11 protein-coding genes are annotated in these 17,708 nt (G+C 33.2%); 5 read left to right on the top strand and 6 right to left on the bottom strand.

Going from position 1 to position 17,708, the window contains the following annotated elements; all coding sequences use genetic code 11:
* Positions 1-4: 4 nt before the first annotated feature.
* The 3 genes from BLR17_RS05110 to BLR17_RS05100 all read right to left on the bottom strand — a co-directional run bounded on the left by BLR17_RS05110 (position 5) and on the right by BLR17_RS05100 (position 7,025).
* The gene (locus BLR17_RS05110; protein WP_066327045.1) at positions 5-1,531 is read right to left on the bottom strand and encodes a RagB/SusD family nutrient uptake outer membrane protein; all 1,527 of its coding nucleotides are present in this window, start codon (positions 1,529-1,531) and stop codon (positions 5-7) included.
* Between the two features lie 11 nt (positions 1,532-1,542).
* Positions 1,543-4,527, bottom strand: a complete 2,985-nt coding sequence (locus tag BLR17_RS05105; protein ID WP_083189288.1) for a SusC/RagA family TonB-linked outer membrane protein — start codon at positions 4,525-4,527, stop codon at positions 1,543-1,545.
* Between the two features lie 488 nt (positions 4,528-5,015).
* Positions 5,016-7,025 (bottom strand): kojibiose hydrolase, encoded by a 2,010-nt coding sequence (locus BLR17_RS05100; protein WP_066327049.1) that lies wholly within the window; start codon positions 7,023-7,025, stop codon positions 5,016-5,018.
* A 435-nt stretch (positions 7,026-7,460) separates the two neighbouring features.
* Here BLR17_RS05100 and BLR17_RS05095 point away from each other — a divergent pair, with 435 nt between their 5' ends.
* The 5 genes from BLR17_RS05095 to BLR17_RS05075 all read left to right on the top strand — a co-directional run bounded on the left by BLR17_RS05095 (position 7,461) and on the right by BLR17_RS05075 (position 13,805).
* Positions 7,461-9,254 carry a glycoside hydrolase family 13 protein gene (locus tag BLR17_RS05095; protein WP_083189291.1) on the top strand — a complete coding sequence of 598 codons (1,794 nt, stop codon included), beginning with the start codon at positions 7,461-7,463 and terminating at the stop codon, positions 9,252-9,254.
* A gap of 20 nt (positions 9,255-9,274) precedes the next feature.
* Entirely contained in the window at positions 9,275-9,694 is a 420-nt protein-coding gene (locus BLR17_RS05090; RefSeq protein WP_066327051.1) for a VOC family protein, read from the top strand.
* 28 nt (positions 9,695-9,722) lie between these two features.
* The gene (locus BLR17_RS05085) at positions 9,723-11,459 is read left to right on the top strand and encodes a glycoside hydrolase family 13 protein (RefSeq protein ID WP_307725424.1); all 1,737 of its coding nucleotides are present in this window, start codon (positions 9,723-9,725) and stop codon (positions 11,457-11,459) included.
* A 115-nt stretch (positions 11,460-11,574) separates the two neighbouring features.
* Positions 11,575-12,594 carry a LacI family DNA-binding transcriptional regulator gene (locus BLR17_RS05080; protein ID WP_066327054.1) on the top strand — a complete coding sequence of 340 codons (1,020 nt, stop codon included), beginning with the start codon at positions 11,575-11,577 and terminating at the stop codon, positions 12,592-12,594.
* A 173-nt stretch (positions 12,595-12,767) separates the two neighbouring features.
* On the top strand, positions 12,768-13,805 hold the full coding sequence (locus BLR17_RS05075) for a LacI family DNA-binding transcriptional regulator (RefSeq protein ID WP_066327057.1): 1,038 nt from the start codon (positions 12,768-12,770) through the stop codon (positions 13,803-13,805).
* Between the two features lie 15 nt (positions 13,806-13,820).
* On the opposite strand, the gene queG is transcribed toward BLR17_RS05075, so the two are convergent.
* From queG to BLR17_RS05060, 3 genes are all read right to left on the bottom strand, one after another.
* Positions 13,821-14,744: a tRNA epoxyqueuosine(34) reductase QueG gene (gene queG / locus BLR17_RS05070; protein ID WP_066327571.1), complete on the bottom strand. Its 924-nt coding sequence runs from the start codon at positions 14,742-14,744 to the stop codon at positions 13,821-13,823.
* Positions 14,745-14,765: 21 nt separating this feature from the next.
* The gene (gene ruvB, locus BLR17_RS05065) at positions 14,766-15,788 is read right to left on the bottom strand and encodes a Holliday junction branch migration DNA helicase RuvB (protein ID WP_066327060.1); all 1,023 of its coding nucleotides are present in this window, start codon (positions 15,786-15,788) and stop codon (positions 14,766-14,768) included.
* Between the two features lie 101 nt (positions 15,789-15,889).
* Positions 15,890-17,686 carry a cytochrome c oxidase subunit I gene (locus tag BLR17_RS05060; protein ID WP_066327062.1) on the bottom strand — a complete coding sequence of 599 codons (1,797 nt, stop codon included), beginning with the start codon at positions 17,684-17,686 and terminating at the stop codon, positions 15,890-15,892.
* Positions 17,687-17,708: the final 22 nt, after the last annotated feature.

The raw sequence follows: 17,708 nt of genomic DNA, 5'->3' as shown, positions 1-17,708 counted from the left end.
ACATTTAGTAACCAGGATTTTGGAATAAATTAGGGTTAGCTGCTAATTTAGCCAATGGAATTGGGAAAATTAAAACGTGAGCATCAGTTACAGTAGTACGACCTTGTACAGCTGCATTGAATGTTGCAAATCTAATTTGATCTTGTCTTCTGTGTCCTTCCCAATACAATTCTCTGGATCTCTCATTTAATATATCCTGTAACGTTAAAGAAACTAAGCTAGTAGCTCCACGTTTAACTCTAAGTGTATTAACTATTACCAAAGCATCAGCGGTATTCGCTTTACGAGCCAAAGCTTCTGCTTTCATTAACATAACATCCCCCAGACGTAAGAAAACAAAATCATTACTAGCCTGAGTAGGTTTGTTATAATCTGGCAAATATTTTACTACTCTCATTCCTTTCTCTTCAGTAGAATTTGTCAAAGAAAAATCCTGAGAAAATATAAGTTGGCCTGGAGAATCTCTTTTAAGTATTGGAGTTCCTTTTTCATCAACTTGCGGACCTTCTAATATACCTGCTAATAGACCATGTTTATCCGTAAAACCAGGAACTGAAGCAGAACGACGCTTATCTTGTGCTTCAAACTTATTATACAAATCTGTCAAAGCTACGAAACCATTCCAACCACTAGGTGTTTGGTTATAATGCAAAGAACCTAAAGATAGTGAGTGAATTTGTCCTCCTTCAGTATTTGTATTTTTTGCAGTAAAAATTAATTCAGTAGAAACCTCACCATTTGTAGGACCAAAGTTTTCAAAATAATTAGTCTGCAAAGTTCTGCCTACCATTGCTGCATCCGAATAAGTAATCACCTTATCCATATCAGCAGCAGGGAATGTGTAAGGTCCAGCCTGAGGTTTTCCAGTAGCATCAGTTGCTTTATAAACTGCACGATTCAAATACATTTTAGCCAAAAGCGCATTTCCTGCATTTTTATTAGCAATGTATGATGTTGCAGCTGTTCCATCAGGTAAGTTTGCCAATTGTGCCTCAAGAATTTGTATAGCATAATCTATAGCTTCTGTTCTTTTTAAATTTTTAGAAGGAAGATTAGATACTGATTCTCCAGGCTCACGCATAGAAACTTGCCCAAAAATATCCGTTATATAAAAAGTATATAAAGACTGTAAAAACACAGCTTGTGCCTTTTGTGAAGCTGTTATTCCGGTAAAACTTTGCGCATCTATTGCAAAAGCTAATCCTTTGTACAATTGCTCCCATGAACCTAGAATTTTTGCATTATCCGGAGTCCAGGTATGAAGGTGCAAAGCTCTCCAAGTACCATTATCATCCCAATCGGATCCTCTTGTAGGACCAGCCATTTCATCGGAAGGATGTTCCTGAAGCATCAATTGATTATCGTTATTTTGGAAAGACCTCAATTGTTGATAGGCAGATGATAAAGCCTGATCTGAACCTAAAATATTATTTGAAGCTTCTTTAGTGATAGAGTCATTTAACTCCTCTGATAAAGAACAAGAGGTCAGTGTTAAAATCGCTCCTGCCAATAGTATTATATTTTTTTTCATGATTGTTAAAATTATAAGTTAACATTTAAACCAAAAGCAAAAGATCTTGATTTAGGATATGTTGCATAATCTATACCTAAAGATGGTATACCGTTATATTGTTTATTAGAATTCACCTCAGGATCTAACCCATTGTATGGTGTAATTACAAATAAATTTGAACCTGTTAGATATACTCTCAATGATTTTATCCAAGGAGCAAAACTTTTTTCGCCACCTTTAAATGTATACCCAATTTGAACATTCGACAATCTGAAAAAGTCTCCTGATTTTAAGAATCTTGTAGAAGCCCCATTTGAATTTCCAGAAGTAGCTTCTCCATTGTTTACAACATAAGCAGGTACATTGTTACCAGTTGTTAATAAACCACGAACAAATAATGCATTTTCTGTATTGTTATAAATTTTTTGTCCGTAAGCACCGTATCCACTAGCTACAAAATCCCAGTTTTTATAATGCATTGAAGTATTTAAACCTACATTAAATTTTGGATTTGCTGAACCTGAAAAAGTTCTGTCAGCATCTGTAATTTGATTGTCACCGTTTAAATCTTTATAAGTTGATTTTCCGTTTGAATCAAAACCAGTAAACTGTAATAAGTTAAAAGTATAAGTACTTTGACCATCAAAATGACCTTGAGCTATTGTACCTGATAATCCTTGACCTGAAATTGTTCCTGTTACAATACCAGTTGGGTAACCATCAGCAATCAACCCTTTAACTTTTCCTTTATTGAAAGCGATGTTTCCACCTAAATCCCATGAAAAATCATCTTTATCAATAATTTTGTAATTCAAAGCGATCTCTACCCCTTGAGAAGTAATTTCTGTATTTGGAAGATTAGCCCATTTTGTAGCGTATAAACTTGGATCAGCTACAGGAACCTGTAATAAAGGATCTGAAGTTACTTTTTTATAATAATCAAAAGATCCTGTCAATTTATTATCTAATATTCCAAAATCAATACCCGCACTATATTGAGCTGTTTGCTCCCATTTTAAGTTTGGATTACCAATATTAGAAATAGTAGGAACACCTTCTACAGGTTTAACTAATGTGCTTGCAGCTCCGGCAGGGAACTCCTGATTTCCTGTAATACCCCAACCAGCTCTTAATTTAAGATCACTGAATACTTTTGGAACAAAAGACTCTTGTATTACTTTCCAAGCTAAAGATAATGCCGGGAATGTACCATATTTATTACTTGATCCAAATTTACTTGATCCATCTCTTCTTAAAACTGCAGAGAAAATATACTTATCAGAATAAGTTAAAATTGCTCTACCAAAATAAGATTGTAATTTATTACTTGGATCAAAATAAGCCGTTTGAGCATTTGCACCAGATATTGCAAAATTAGTAGCCGCAGTAATATTTTTAAGATAATATTTTTGATCAGTATATTGTCCAAAACCAGTACCTATAAAAGTATTTCCCTGATTTGAAAACTTTTGGAATGAATATCCTCCAATAGCATTTAATTTTAATTCTTTAGTTATATCAGTAGTATAGTTTAACGTTTGCTCTACTAAATAATTAGATCTTGTAACATATGATTTAACAGCAATACCTCCGTTAGACGTTGCCGGATCAATACCTAATAATTTAGACATACCAACATTTCGATTAGAACTAGAATAATCAACTCCAACGCCAATTTTATAATCTAAACCTTTAGCTAATTTGTAAGTAGCTGATACATTTCCTAAAATTCTGGCAGTATTAGTATAATCAGTATATCTATCTAACAAATCCATTGGATTTCTTTGATTGTTACTAATTTTAACATAAGAACCATCCGGATTAAAAAATGCTCTTGTAGGATTCCATTTAACAGCAGAAACGAATAAATCTCCCTCAGCACCTACATTATCAGACAAAGAAGTAGCCTGATCGTGAATAAATGAAGTTTGGATATTACCCTCAAATTTCAATTTATTATCAAACATATTGTGAGTTATACCAGCACCTAAGTTATACTTTGTCAATCCTGTATTTTTAACAATACCTTCCTGATCAGTATAACCCATAGAATAGCGGTAAGTTCCGTTGTCTCCACCACCACTGTAAGCTAAATCTACTTGTTTTGTTGCCGCAGTTCTTAATATTGCATCAAATGCATTTACATTTGAACCAAAATCAGCAGTTGAATTAGCCGCTTTGAACTGAGCAGCATTTAATAAGTCATAATCTTTAGCTATTTTTGCAACAGTATAAGAAGTATTAAGCGTTAACTGTCCTGCACCTTTAACACCTTTTTTAGTTGTAATAATGATTACACCGTTTGCTCCTCTGGAACCATAAATAGCTGTTGCAGACGCATCTTTCAATACATCCATACTAGCTATATCAGATGGATTGATAAAGTTTAACGGGTTTCTGGCAGTTTGAGCACCAACACCTACATCTGTAGTTCCTGCACTAACATTTCCTCCCCCGATAGGCACACCATCAACCACATATAAAGGCTCACTTCCTGAACGAATTGAGGAAGTACCTCTAATCTTCACCGTATTACTTCCTCCTGGCTCACCACTGGCCTGAGTCACCTGAACACCTGCAGATTTCCCTTGAAGTAATTGCTCAGGGGAGGTTGTAACTCCTTTGTTAAAATCGGCAGCTTTGATTGATTCTACTGCTCCGGTTGCATCTCTCTTTTTAACTGTACCGTAACCGATGACTACTACTTCTTTTAATTCAGCTGAATCTTCTTTTAAAAGAACATTTATTGTTTTTTTTCCTGCTACATTTATTTCTTGCGTCTTAAGACCAATGTAACTAAAAACTAAGACTGCATTTGGGCCAACATTTCTAATGCTAAATTTTCCTTCAAGATCTGTTTGTACCCCGTTTGTTGTTCCTTTTACTAATATAGTGGCCCCCGGAAGAGGACCGCTAGGATCTGATACCGTACCTGACACTTCCTGTGAGTAGGTCAAACTAGTACATAGCATGGTTAGAAACACCATCAAGCCTTTTATTAGACTATTTTTCATACGTAATAAATAAGTTGGTTAATAATTTTGTTTGAGTTGGCCAAACTTAATTTTTATTTATGAAAATTTTAAGAAACTAAAAATCGAAAACGTTTTCGATTAACCGAAAACGTTTTCGATTTTTATATTAAATTAAAAAAAAATAGGATATAAATACATCAATCACAATAAAATAACAATAAAAAGATAATATTGACAATTAAACCGATATCACACTAAATCAACCATATCTAAAACGATTCCAGGACTTAATACTAAAAAAAAGTTAAAATAATCTTTTCAAAATTTAGTTAATCATAATATTTAAACATCATCTAATAAAACTTTATTGATTTTATACTGACTTTTCTTTAATTACACCTTAACCAAAACTATCCTACTTACATTATTAGAACTGACTTTTTTAAACTTTATAATTTAATATTTAAACAAAAAAAAGCCGCTAATAAAATTGAATTATTAGCGGCTTTTTTTCGTCTGTTTTTTTGTTATTGTATAATCACAGTACGGTTGTCAGAACCAAGTCCTGTAATTTTTAAAGACTTCCATTTTTTAGGCAAAATACCTTTGTTGTATTTCAAACCCTGATCTGTAATTTCTACTCCTCCAAATCCATAAACAACAGCCTGAAGCATTGCGCCGGCTCCTGTAGCAAAATAAGGGTTATTACTATTTGCTGATTCAGAAAAAACTCCAAATGGAGGTCTGCTGTTAGGCAAATACGATTTTACAAAATAATCATACGCTTTATCCCTGTCTCCTAACCTGGCGTATAATACCGAAAGAACACCCGAAGACATAGCAGGACCATCCTTTGGATCTATTTTCGTTGCGTAAAATTCTAAATCTTTTTTTATTTGATTCTCATCAGTAATCACATGTAATGGATAGGCCAATAAATTAACATCAGCCTGTTTAATCATTTGCCCCTCATAACCTTTGTAATTTTGAGTAATCCCATTTTTAGAATGAACAACTAATTTATCAGACACCTCTTTCCACTGAGGATTTACAGGTTCATTTAATATCATTGCGGCTTTTATTGTATTTTTTAAAGCTTCAATCACTGATGCATTAGTAAAAGCATTATCATCTACGTGTTGCGCATATTCATCCGCCCCAACTACATTTAAAATAGAATAACTCCCATCTTGATTTTTAACAACACGACTCACCCAAAAATCAGCCGTCTCTTTAAGAACAGACCATTCTTTTCTCAACCAATTTTTATCTTGTGTCAAAGTATAGTAATTCCAAAAAGCAATAGACACATCGGCAGTAATATGTTGTTCAAATACTCCCGTTAATGCCCAAGTAGGAGTTGCTTCTTCTCCCGAATCATCAGATTCCCATGGAAACATAGCACCTTTGTAACCATAAATTGTTGCTTTTTGCTTTGCTTTTAAAAGTCTATCTGAACGATAATCCAAACATGACTTTGCCATCTCTGGTTGTAATGCCAATAGAGTTGGATACATCCAAAGTTCAGTATCCCAAAAAATATGTCCGTTATATCCTTGAGACGACAAGCCCATTGGCGCAATACTTTGTCTCGTTTCCGGACGGATAAAAGAATATAAATTATACAAAGCAAATCGCACTCTTTGTTGTGCATCTAAATCTCCTTCAATCTGAATATCCCCTGTATTCCATAAATCCAGCCAGGCTTCTTTATGACGACTCAATAATTTATCGATTCCTTCCTGCAAAGCATATATAGATTGTCTTTCTGATTCGTTCAATGGATCAGTAACATCTTTTGAAGTACAAATACCTCCTGCAATTGCAAATCGATATTTTTTTCCTTTAACTAATTTTTGTTCAAAACCAACTTCATCTCCATTCTGTTTCAAAATTTCACTTTTACCATCGAAAAGAAATGTTGTAGAAGCCGCAACTTTATATTTTCCCATTAATGTTTCTGCAAGAGTTCCAAAAACAGGCATTAAATACTGATTGTCTTTTAATACTCTAAACTGTTTTTTTATTTGCTTCAACTCATCAGGAACCACCATATAATTAAAGGCTTTTACTTCTATATCATTAAGAGGTATTATTTCAACAATTGCCATAGCCGAAAAAGGAATAGCTCTATTAGCTAATATTGTATAATTTATTTTAGCTAAATTTTGAAAAGAAAAAGAAGTGGTACTTAAACCTTCTTTCATTGAAATTACCTGATTCCAATTTTCTATATTATTCGATTTAATTTCTTCATTATTTATTGAAAGATGTAAATTTAAAAATTCAATCCCCCGTACAATCCGGCTAATTCCATTTTCAGGGCTTCCATCATAAACACCGTTCAAAATAACATCTTTTGTCCTCAAAGGCGTATCATCTGTAACAATACCTATTTGACCATTCCCCATCGTCACCCCAAAATAATTATCTCTTGAATCCGCAAATAAATGCCATTCATCTGTTTTGTTCTGACCAACACCCATTGAAGTGACCAAAACCATAACAACTAAAAAACCTTTTGAAATCAATTTCATATTTTGAATATTATTATTTCAAGTAAACATATACAATATCTTCTACATTTCTGAAGTAATTAAAAAATCGAAAACGTTTTCGGTAAATCGATAACGTTTTCGATTTCAAATTATTGATTTATTACAAAATGAACTTTAATTTTATGTTATCAGTTTTTTAATCAGTTCTTTTTAAAATAATTTATAACAATAATGAAAGTCCGAATTCCTTTCTGTAATAATTAATTAAATAAAACTGTCATTAATCCTAGTCTATGGAAAATAGTAGAGACAAACTTAGTAGCGCAGTTTTTGGAGAAATTTTATTTAAACCGTAATCCTCAAATCCATCGATTCTGCCTATGCATTAAAAGAACCCTGGCAGTAAAAATGGAAATATAAATACCAAACTCCTAAACAATCAAATTCATTAAACCATTAACAAATCAGCATTAAATGAACAAATCAATAGCACTATCATTTACTAAAGTTAAAACCCTCTTGAGACTACTTTTAATTTTTGGATGTATAATTCCAAAAAACAGTATGGCTCAGGAAATAAAATCTCCAACAGAAAAGAAATGGTGGAAAGAAGCGGTTGTATACCAAATATATCCTAGAAGTTTTAAAGACACTGATGGCGATGGAATTGGTGATTTAAAAGGAATAATTTCCAAATTGGATTACATCAAAAGCTTAGGAATTGATGTGGTTTGGTTAAATCCAATCTATGGTTCACCTAATGCCGATAATGGTTACGACATCTCCGATTACCAATCCATTATGAAGGAATTTGGAACGATGGAAGATTTTAATACCTTATTAAAAGGCATGCATGAAAGAGGGCTAAAATTAGTTCTGGATTTAGTAGTAAATCACACTTCAGATGAACATAAATGGTTTCAGGAAAGTCGTAAATCACGAAATAATCCATACAGAAATTATTACCACTGGTGGCCGGCCGAAAAAGGAAAACCTGCTTTTCGTCCGGGTGCTTTTGAAGCTGATGGCAGCGGTTGGAGATACGACAAAACAACCAATTCTTACTATCTGCACTATTTCAGCTATAAACAACCTGATTTGAATTGGGAAAACCCAAAAGTACGTCAGGAAATTTACAACATGATGCGTTGGTGGCTAAATAAAGGCATTGATGGATTCCGAATGGATGTAATTCCTTTTATCTCAAAAGACACTACTTTCCCTGTCATTACCCAAGCTGATTTAAACAAAAATTACGAAGGCCGTTGGGATGTTTATATGGCCGAAGGCCCACACCTTCATGATTACCTTAAGGAAATGAACCAGGAAGTTTTAAGCAAATACGATTGTATGTCTCTGGCTGAAGGCGCTGGTATGCTAAAATCAACTGCTTTAAATTTTGTAGATCCGGATAGACATGAGCTAAATATGGGATACCATTTTGATGGAACAAACCTTGGCTATATCCCTGGATATTTCAAAAAGATGAATCCAAATTGGAGTTTAATAGAATTTAAAAAAATATATTCTGATTGGGATGCTGTATATGATAAAAAAGGCTGGGGAACCATTTATCTGGGAAATCATGATCAACCCAGAATGACTTCTCGTTGGGGAAATGATTCACCGGAATTTAGAGCACAATCTTCCAAAATGCTTACTACCTTCTTACTATCTATGAGAGGAACTCCATATTATTATAATGGTGATGAAATAGGAATGGTCAATGCTAAATTTGACAAAATAGAAGATTATCGGGATATTGAAACCATTGCGGAATATGAAAAAGTAAAAATAGCCGGAGGAGATTTAAAACAATTCATTGAAGACCAAAAAACAGGCGGAGCAAGAGATAATGGAAGAACTCCGTTTCAATGGGATAATTCTAAAAACGCTGGATTCTCTACAGCTGAACCATGGTTAAAAGTAAATGATAATCATATAACATTGAATGCGGAAGTTCAGGAAAAAGACCCAAATTCTGTTCTAAATTACTTCAGAAAAATGGTAAACCTCCGTAAAAGCAATCCGGCATTAATATATGGTAAATACACATTAGTAGACAAGGACAATCCAAACATCTACGCCTATACAAGAGAATTAGATGGCAAAAAATTATTGATATTACTTAATTTTTCAAATAAAACAGCAACTGTAAATCTTGATTATGACATAGTTAATGCAAAAGTTTTAATTGGAAATTATACTGATATTTCATTGGATAAAAACTTAAAACCATACGAAGCGATTATTTTAGAATTGAAATAGAAATTATTATTCGCCTAAAAATGAATCTAAAAATAAATCACATCCAGCATATTGGCATCCCTGTAAATGACATAATTATATCAGAAGCCTTTTATAAAAAATTGGGATTCAAAAATATAATGTCATCGACATTTGAAATCGAATCTGAAGAAGGAGGAATAGTAGCCATGATGGAACGAAACAACATGATTATTGAACTCTATCAAATGCCTGAATCAAAATTATCAGAAATTCGAGATCGTAAAAACGGACATATTGATCATATTGCTTTTGATGTTGATGACATTGATATCACATTCAGAATAATAAAAGAAAATGATTTTCAAATTATCGAAGAACAACCCGTATTTCTGAATTTCTGGAAAAAAGGATGTAAATATTTCAACATCTTGGGTCCCAATGGAGAAAGATTAGAATTTAACCAAATTTTAAAAGACTAAACAAAAACACTAACAAATAAATTATTCTATGAAAACCAATTATTCTATACTCTGTTTTGCAGCCATGCTGATGTTTTCAAGCACCGGCTTAAAGGCACAGGCACAAAAAGATGCCACTGATAAAAAATGGTGGAAAGAAGCCGTTGTATATCAAATATATCCCAGAAGTTTCAAAGATAGTAATGGTGATGGTATTGGGGATTTAAAAGGGATTATTTCAAAACTGGATTATCTAAAAAGTCTTGGTATCAATGCAATATGGCTAAACCCAATTTATGAATCACCTAATGACGACAATGGTTACGACATCAGTAATTATCGTGAAATCATGAAAGATTTTGGAACCATGGAAGATTTTGATCTTTTGTTGAAAGGAATGCATGAGCGTGGTATAAAATTAATAATGGATTTAGTTGTAAATCATAGCAGCGATGAACATGAATGGTTTAAGCAAGCCAGCAGTTCGAGAGACAATCCTTATAGAGATTATTACCACTGGTGGCCTGCTGAAAAAGGAAAACCACCTTACAGATGGAGTTTTTTTGATGTAAACAGTGAAGCCTGGAAATACGATGCAAAAACCGATTCTTATTACCTTCATTATTTTTCAAGAAAACAACCTGATTTGAATTGGGAAAACCCAAAATTAAGACAGGAAGTTTATGATATCATGCGTTTTTGGCTTGATAAAGGTATCGATGGTTTCCGTATGGATGCATTTCAATACATATCAAAAGACACCACTTGGCCTGAATTACCTAAAGGATATGAAAAAGAAATCAATAAATATTATGGTGAAGGACCGCATTTACACGATTATATCCAGGAAATGAATCGTGAAGTTTTAAGCAAATATCCAAATGCGATGACCGTTGCCGAAGGAGCAGGAAGTTCTCCTGAAGATGCTATGAGATTTGTAGATCCGGACCGAAAAGAGTTAAATATCGCTTACCATTTTGAAAGTGTTGGAGTAGGAAATCATGTCAAAGATTTTGGATTGGTAAAATATAAAGAAATATTCTCCCGATATGATGACTATTTTAAAGACAAAGGATGGCTGTCAATTTTTATTGCCAATCATGACCAACCAAGAATGGTAAGTAAATTTGGAAATGACTCTCCTGAATTTAGGACTATTTCGTCAAAAATGCTTTCCACTTTTGTGATGACAATGCGTGGAACTACTTTCTATTATTATGGAGACGAAATAGGAATGAAAAACATACGATTTGATTCGATTGAGGATTATAACGATGTTGATACTCGTAACAAATATCTTGGATTAAAAGAAAAAGGTGGCGATTTAAAAGCATTCTTAGAAGGACAAAAACAAACCTCAAGGGAAAACGGACGCACACCAATGCAATGGAATGCAGATGAAAATGGAGGATTTACCACTGGAAAACCTTGGCTAAAAGTGAATCCTGATTACAAAACAGTTAATGTAGCAGCGGAAGAAAAAGATCCAAATTCTATATTAAACTATTTTAGAAAATTGGTTGAATTAAGAAAAAATGAACCAACACTCGTTTATGGAGAATATACAATATTAGACAAAGAAAATCCAAATGTTTTTGCTTATTCAAGGGAACTAAATGGAAAAAAAATGCTGATCTTATTAAATTTTTCAGAAAAAACAGCCTCATTTAATATAAACATACCACTGGACAAGGCTACTGTGGTTTTAGACAATTACTCTAACACTAAGAAAATAAAAAACAACAGTTTACGCCCTTATGAAGCCGTAATAATCGAATTAAAATAACCCTAAAACAATTCCTATTTAACTGTTTGATGGTGATTGATTTACAACAAATAAATTGTAAATTAGTTGCTATCAAACAGTTTTTATTTGCTTCATATCATTAGAAAATCAGATTATGAATAACACTACTCTAAAAGAAATTGCCTCTCAATTAGGAATATCCATAACAACTGTTTCTAAAGCTTTAAAAGGTTATTCAGATGTAAATGAAAAAACCAAAAAGGCTGTTATAGAATTAGCAAATCAACTAAACTACAAGCCAAATAGTTTTGCGGTAAACTTAAGAACAAAGGAATCTAAAACGATAGGTTTAATAATCCCAACCATTGTTCATCATTTTTTTTCGAATGTAATCAAAGGAATATTAGAAGAAGCCGAAAAAAGAGATTACATGGTTATTATTCTGCAATCAAATGAGAAAGTTGAACTGGAAAAAAAACAAATTAATCTTTTATTAAATAAAAGGGTGGATGGAATTTTAATCTCCTTATCTAATGAAACTGACGATTTTAAGCACTTAAACTCAATCCTCTTCAATAACACCCCGTTAGTCCTTTTTGATAAAATTGCAAAAATTGTTAACTGCTCAAAAGTAATGATTAATGACCGAAAAGCAGCTTATGATGCTGTTTGCTATCTTATAAAAAAAGGGTACAAAAAGATAGCGCATTTCAGAGGTTCTTATCTGCCTCAAAATTCTATTGATCGTTTTTTAGGATATAAAAAAGCATTGGAAGACAATAATATTCCCTATGATCCTGCTTTAGTTTTTGTATGCGAAAACAACGATGATTTTAAAGACGGTTATGAAAATGCCAAAAAAATAATCACAGAGCAACTCAACTTCGATGCAATATTTGCAGTAACTGATTTAGTTGCTATTGGAACTATACAATATTTAAATGAGACAGGTATTTCAATTCCAAAACAGGTTGCTGTCTTAGGTTTCAGCAATTGGTTTATGTCAAGTGTCATATCACCTGCCCTTTCAACAATTGACCAACCAGGATTTGAAATGGGAAAAAAATCAGCGGCAATTCTATTTGATGAAATCAACTTAAAAAAGAATAATTTACCTGTAACTTTTCAGACGATTGAATTAGAAACTAAATTGATTGAACGGAAGACAACATGATATAAAATTTCACCAATATTGCACTTTATCGTTTATTTTAACAAAAAAACAATATATATGATAAAAATTTATATCTTGGTCTTCGAAATTGATGGTTGAAATTTATTTAAGTACAATGTAAATTGAAAAAATAAGTCTATAACTAAATCCATTAAACCAATAGAAACTTATTCATGAAAGATATTACTCTTAAAGAAATTGCAACCAAATTAGGAATTTCAATCACAACAGTTTCAAAAGCTTTAAAAAATTACCCTGATGTTAGTGAAAAAACCAAAAAAGCAGTAATTGAACTTGCTCATAATTTACACTACACTCCAAACAGTTTTGCCGTTAATTTAAGAACCAAAGAGTCCAAAACAATTGGTTTAATTATTCCCGAAGTGGTACATCATTTTTTTTCAAACATTATCAATGCAATCATTGATGAAGCAGAAAAAAATGGCTATTTAGTTATCATACTTCAATCCAACGAATCTATAGAATTAGAAAAGAAACAAGTAGAATTACTCATTAACAAAAGAGTTGATGGAATACTTATATCCCTTTCTAATGGTTCTAATAATGATGACCACATCCAAGAAATAATTAGGAGAAACATTCCTTTTGTAATGTTTGACAAAATTTCAAAACTCAGCAAATGTTCTAAGGTAATAATAGATGATCAAATAGCTGCATTTAATGCTGTTCAACATTTAATAGACAACGGCTGTAAAAAAATTGCCCATATAAGAGGCCCCCTAAACCCACAAAATTCGATTGATCGTTTTATTGGATACAAAAAAGCATTAGAAAAAAACAATATACCTTTTGATCCAAAATTAGTCTATCCCTGCGAAAATGTAACTTTTGAAGAAGGGTATCATTTTGCTAAACAAATCATCAACGAGCATCCTGATGTAGATGGAATTTTTACTATTACTGATCTTGTAGCCGTAGGAGTATTATCTTTCCTGAATGACAATGAAATAAAAATTCCTGAAAAAATTGCAGTAATTGGATTTAGCAACTGGTTTATGTCGCAAGTTGTCACACCTAAATTAAGTACAATAGAGCAACCGAGTCATGAAATGGGTCGCGAAGCTTTTAACCTTTTGCTGGAAGAAATAAATTGTCACAAAGAAGAAAAAAATTTCGAACCTAAACAGATTGTTTTAGAAACTAGTGTTATCGCGAGAGAATCATCAATCAAAAAACAGAATATCTATTAAAAACAAATAGAAATATTACTTCAGAAAACCGATATTACGTTGCAATCCTTTAAACTTAGTTCGCTTAACAGCTGAATCTTTAAAAACAATTTTAAAAGTTTCCTCGGTCATTTCTTCCCAATCTTTTTTAGTCATCGAAAGCAAAGCCGGATTCGGATTAAACAAAGGTTCATTATGGGATTTAGAAAATCGATTCCACGGACAAACATCCTGACAAGTATCGCATCCGAAAACCCAATCATCAAAATGCCCTTTCATTTCAGTTGGTATATTTTCTTTGAGCTCAATTGTAAAATAAGAAATACACTTGCTCCCATCTACAATATAAGGAGCAACAATAGCCTGTGTAGGACAGGCGTCAATGCAAGCAGTACAACTGCCACAATGATCTGTTGTACGACTATCATATTCTAAATCCAGATCGATAATTAATTCAGCTATAAAATAAAAAGAACCTACTTTTTGAGTTAACAGATTACTGTTTTTACCTATCCAGCCCAAACCACTTTTGGCAGCCCAAGCCTTGTCTAAAACAGGCGCAGAATCCACAAAAACGCGACCCGAAACTTCACCTATATTTTCCTGAATAGCAAACAGCAACTCCTTTAATTTCTCTTTGATTACAAAATGATAATCTTGCCCATAAGCATATTTAGAAATCTTATAAGAATCTTGAATTTGTTCTTTTTCCGGATAATAATTCAACAGAAGAGAAACAACACTTTTTGCATCATCAACAAGTAAAGTTGGATTAAGTCTTTTGTCGAAATGGTTTTCCATATAGGACATTTGTCCATTTCTGTTATTATTTAACCAATTCTCCAATCGAGGCGCTTCTTCCTCTAAAAAACCTGCTTTAGATATACCACAAGATAAAAATCCGAGGCGTCTGGCTTCGGATTTAATAAATTGCGAATATTTTTCTCTTAAGTCGATAATCAAATATTTAAAATAGAAAACTTAAAAAAGTCCTCCCTGAATGTTAGTTCGAACTTTCCCAAGATGTTTATAGGCCTTTTCTGTAACTTCACGTCCACGGGGAGTACGCATAATAAAACCTTCCTGAATTAAAAATGGCTCATATACTTCTTCGATGGTTTCACTACTTTCGGAAACAGCCGTAGCCAAAGTAGTTAGTCCGACAGGCCCTCCTTTAAACTTATCAATAATGGTATTTAATATCTTATTATCCATTTCGTCCAATCCATGGGCATCTACATTTAATGCTTTTAAAGCATATTTAGAAATCTCAACATCTATAGTACCATTACCTTTAATTTGAGCAAAATCACGAACTCTGCGCAATAAAGCATTAGCAATTCTGGGAGTCCCACGACTTCTACCGGCTATTTCTATTGCAGCTTCCATTGTAATAGGCATTTTTAAAATGGAAGCACTTCTTTGTACAATAGTCGTTAATAACTCAACTGTATAATATTGTAGACGCGAAGAAATTCCAAAACGAGCGCGCATAGGAGCTGTTAAAAGTCCGGAACGTGTTGTAGCTCCAATTAAGGTAAATGGATTCAGATTAATCTGAACGGTTCTTGCATTAGGCCCCGATTCAATCATAATATCAATCTTGAAATCCTCCATCGCAGAATATAAGTATTCTTCAACTACAGGACTCAAACGATGAATTTCATCAATAAACAAGACATCTCTTTCTTCAAGATTAGTCAATAAACCTGCTAAATCACCCGGTTTATCCAAAACAGGACCCGAAGTAATTTTAATTCCTACCTGCAATTCATTGGCTAAAATATTAGCTAAAGTCGTCTTACCTAATCCCGGTGGTCCATGAAACAAAGCATGATCTAAAGCTTCTCTTCGTTGATTAGCCGCAGCGACAAAAACTTTTAAATTTTCCAAAACCTGATCCTGACCGGCAAAATCATCAAAACTAAGAGGTCTTAATCTTTTATCAAGATCAAGCTCTTCCGGATTATATCCCTTTGTTGTTGGGTCTAAATTCTCATTCATTTAACAAAGATAGAAAAAACGAATTGTGATTTCGAAATAATAAATACAACAAAAATTAACACATAAAAAAAACCTCTGCAGAACAGAGGTTTTTAATATTTTTAGTGATGTAAAACTGACTCACCTGGTTTCATTGGAACAGTCTGAGGTACAAAATCCTCTTCGTGCTCAGGGTTACTGTAATCATAAGCCCATCTGTGAACTTCAGGAATTTCTCCCGGCCAGTTACCATGGATATGTTCTACTGGAGTTGTCCACTCTAAAGTAGTAGATCTCCAAGGATTTTGCTCCGCTTTCTTACCAAAGAAAATACTGCTAAAGAAGTTGTATAAGAATACTAATTGGAAAGCTCCTCCTACTAAAGCAAATGTTGTAATTAAAACATTTACATTTTGTAAATCATCAAACAATGGGAAGTTAGTATTAGTATAATAACGTCTTGGTAAACCTGCCAATCCAATAAAGTGCATTGGGAAGAAAACTCCATAAGCACAAACTGCAGTAATCCAGAAGTGAACATAACCTAAATTCTTGTTCATCATTTTTCCGTACATTTTAGGGAACCAGTGGTAAATACCAGCAAACATTCCGTAAAGTGCAGAGATACCCATTACTAAGTGGAAGTGAGCTACTACGAAGTAAGTATCGTGAACATTAATATCCAAAGTACTATCTCCTAAAATAATTCCTGTTAAACCTCCAGTGATGAAAGTAGAAACCATTCCAATAGAGAATAACATTGCAGGGTTCATTTGTAAATTACCTTTCCATAAAGTTGTAATCCAGTTGAACGCTTTTACAGCAGATGGAATTGCAATCAAAAGAGTTGTAAAAGTAAATACAGATCCTAAGAAAGGATTCATACCTGAAATAAACATGTGATGTCCCCAAACGATTGTCGAAAGGAAAGCAATTGCAAGAACTGACATAATCATCGCTCTGTAACCAAAAATTGGTTTACGAGAGTTTGTAGCCATAATTTCAGATACAAGACCCATTGCAGGTAAGATTACGATATATACCTCAGGGTGCCCTAAGAACCAGAATAAGTGCTCAAACAATACAGGAGAACCACCTTGGTAATGTAAAACTTCTCCAGCAATATAAATATCTGACAAGAAGAATGAAGTTCCAAAACTTCTATCGAAAATTAATAGTAAAGCTGCAGATAATAAAACCGGGAAAGAAAGTACCCCAATAATTGCAGTTACAAAAAATGTCCAAATTGTAAGAGGAAGTCTTGTCATAGACATTCCTTTAGTTCTTAAGTTAATTACTGTAACAATGTAATTTAATGACCCCATTAAAGAAGACGCAATAAATATAGCCATTGAAACTAACCAAAGTGTCATACCTGTTCCAGATCCCGGAATTGCTTGTGGTAAAGCACTTAAAGGAGGATAAATTGTCCATCCTGCTGAAGCAGGTCCAGATTCAACGAATAAAGAACAAATCATTACTACTGCCGATAAGAAAAACAACCAGTAAGAAATCATGTTCATAAATCCTGAAGCCATATCTCTTGCACCAATTTGAAGAGGAATAAGTAAGTTACTAAAAGTTCCACTCAAACCTGCTGTCAATACAAAGAATACCATGATAGTACCGTGAATTGTCACTAATGCAAGATAAACATCATTAGCCATTACACCTTCTGGTGCAAATTTATCACCTAATAAAACATTAAATATTTTAAAAGACTCTTCTGGCCATGCTAACTGCATTCTGAAAAGCAAAGACATGACAATACCAATAATCCCCATAATAATACCTGTAATAAGGTATTGCTTAGCAATCATTTTATGATCAATACTAAAGATGTATTTAGTAATGAATGTCTCTTTATGGTGGTGTTCGTGTTCGTGATCGTGAGCGTGATCGTGACCTTCTGCTGACATATATTATACTTTAAATTTTCTT

Source organism: Flavobacterium glycines, assembly GCF_900100165.1.
In the GTDB taxonomy this organism is placed as follows: domain Bacteria; phylum Bacteroidota; class Bacteroidia; order Flavobacteriales; family Flavobacteriaceae; genus Flavobacterium; species Flavobacterium glycines.
This window is presented reverse-complemented; position numbering and strand designations above follow the sequence as displayed.

Bases quoted from the DNA above. Each gene is read 5' to 3' on its own strand.
- BLR17_RS05105 (WP_083189288.1), bottom strand. From the start codon at position 4,527: ATGAAAAATAGTCTAATAAAAGGCTTGATGGTGTTTCTAACCATGCTA.
- BLR17_RS05075 (WP_066327057.1), top strand. From the start codon at position 12,768: ATGAAAGATATTACTCTTAAAGAAATTGCAACCAAATTAGGAATTTCA.
- BLR17_RS05095 (WP_083189291.1), top strand. From the start codon at position 7,461: ATGAACAAATCAATAGCACTATCATTTACTAAAGTTAAAACCCTCTTG.
- BLR17_RS05090 (WP_066327051.1), top strand. From the start codon at position 9,275: ATGAATCTAAAAATAAATCACATCCAGCATATTGGCATCCCTGTAAAT.
- BLR17_RS05060 (WP_066327062.1), bottom strand. From the start codon at position 17,686: ATGTCAGCAGAAGGTCACGATCACGCTCACGATCACGAACACGAACAC.
- BLR17_RS05080 (WP_066327054.1), top strand. From the start codon at position 11,575: ATGAATAACACTACTCTAAAAGAAATTGCCTCTCAATTAGGAATATCC.
- ruvB (WP_066327060.1), bottom strand. From the start codon at position 15,788: ATGAATGAGAATTTAGACCCAACAACAAAGGGATATAATCCGGAAGAG.
- BLR17_RS05110 (WP_066327045.1), bottom strand. From the start codon at position 1,531: ATGAAAAAAAATATAATACTATTGGCAGGAGCGATTTTAACACTGACC.
- BLR17_RS05100 (WP_066327049.1), bottom strand. From the start codon at position 7,025: ATGAAATTGATTTCAAAAGGTTTTTTAGTTGTTATGGTTTTGGTCACT.
- BLR17_RS05085 (WP_307725424.1), top strand. From the start codon at position 9,723: ATGAAAACCAATTATTCTATACTCTGTTTTGCAGCCATGCTGATGTTT.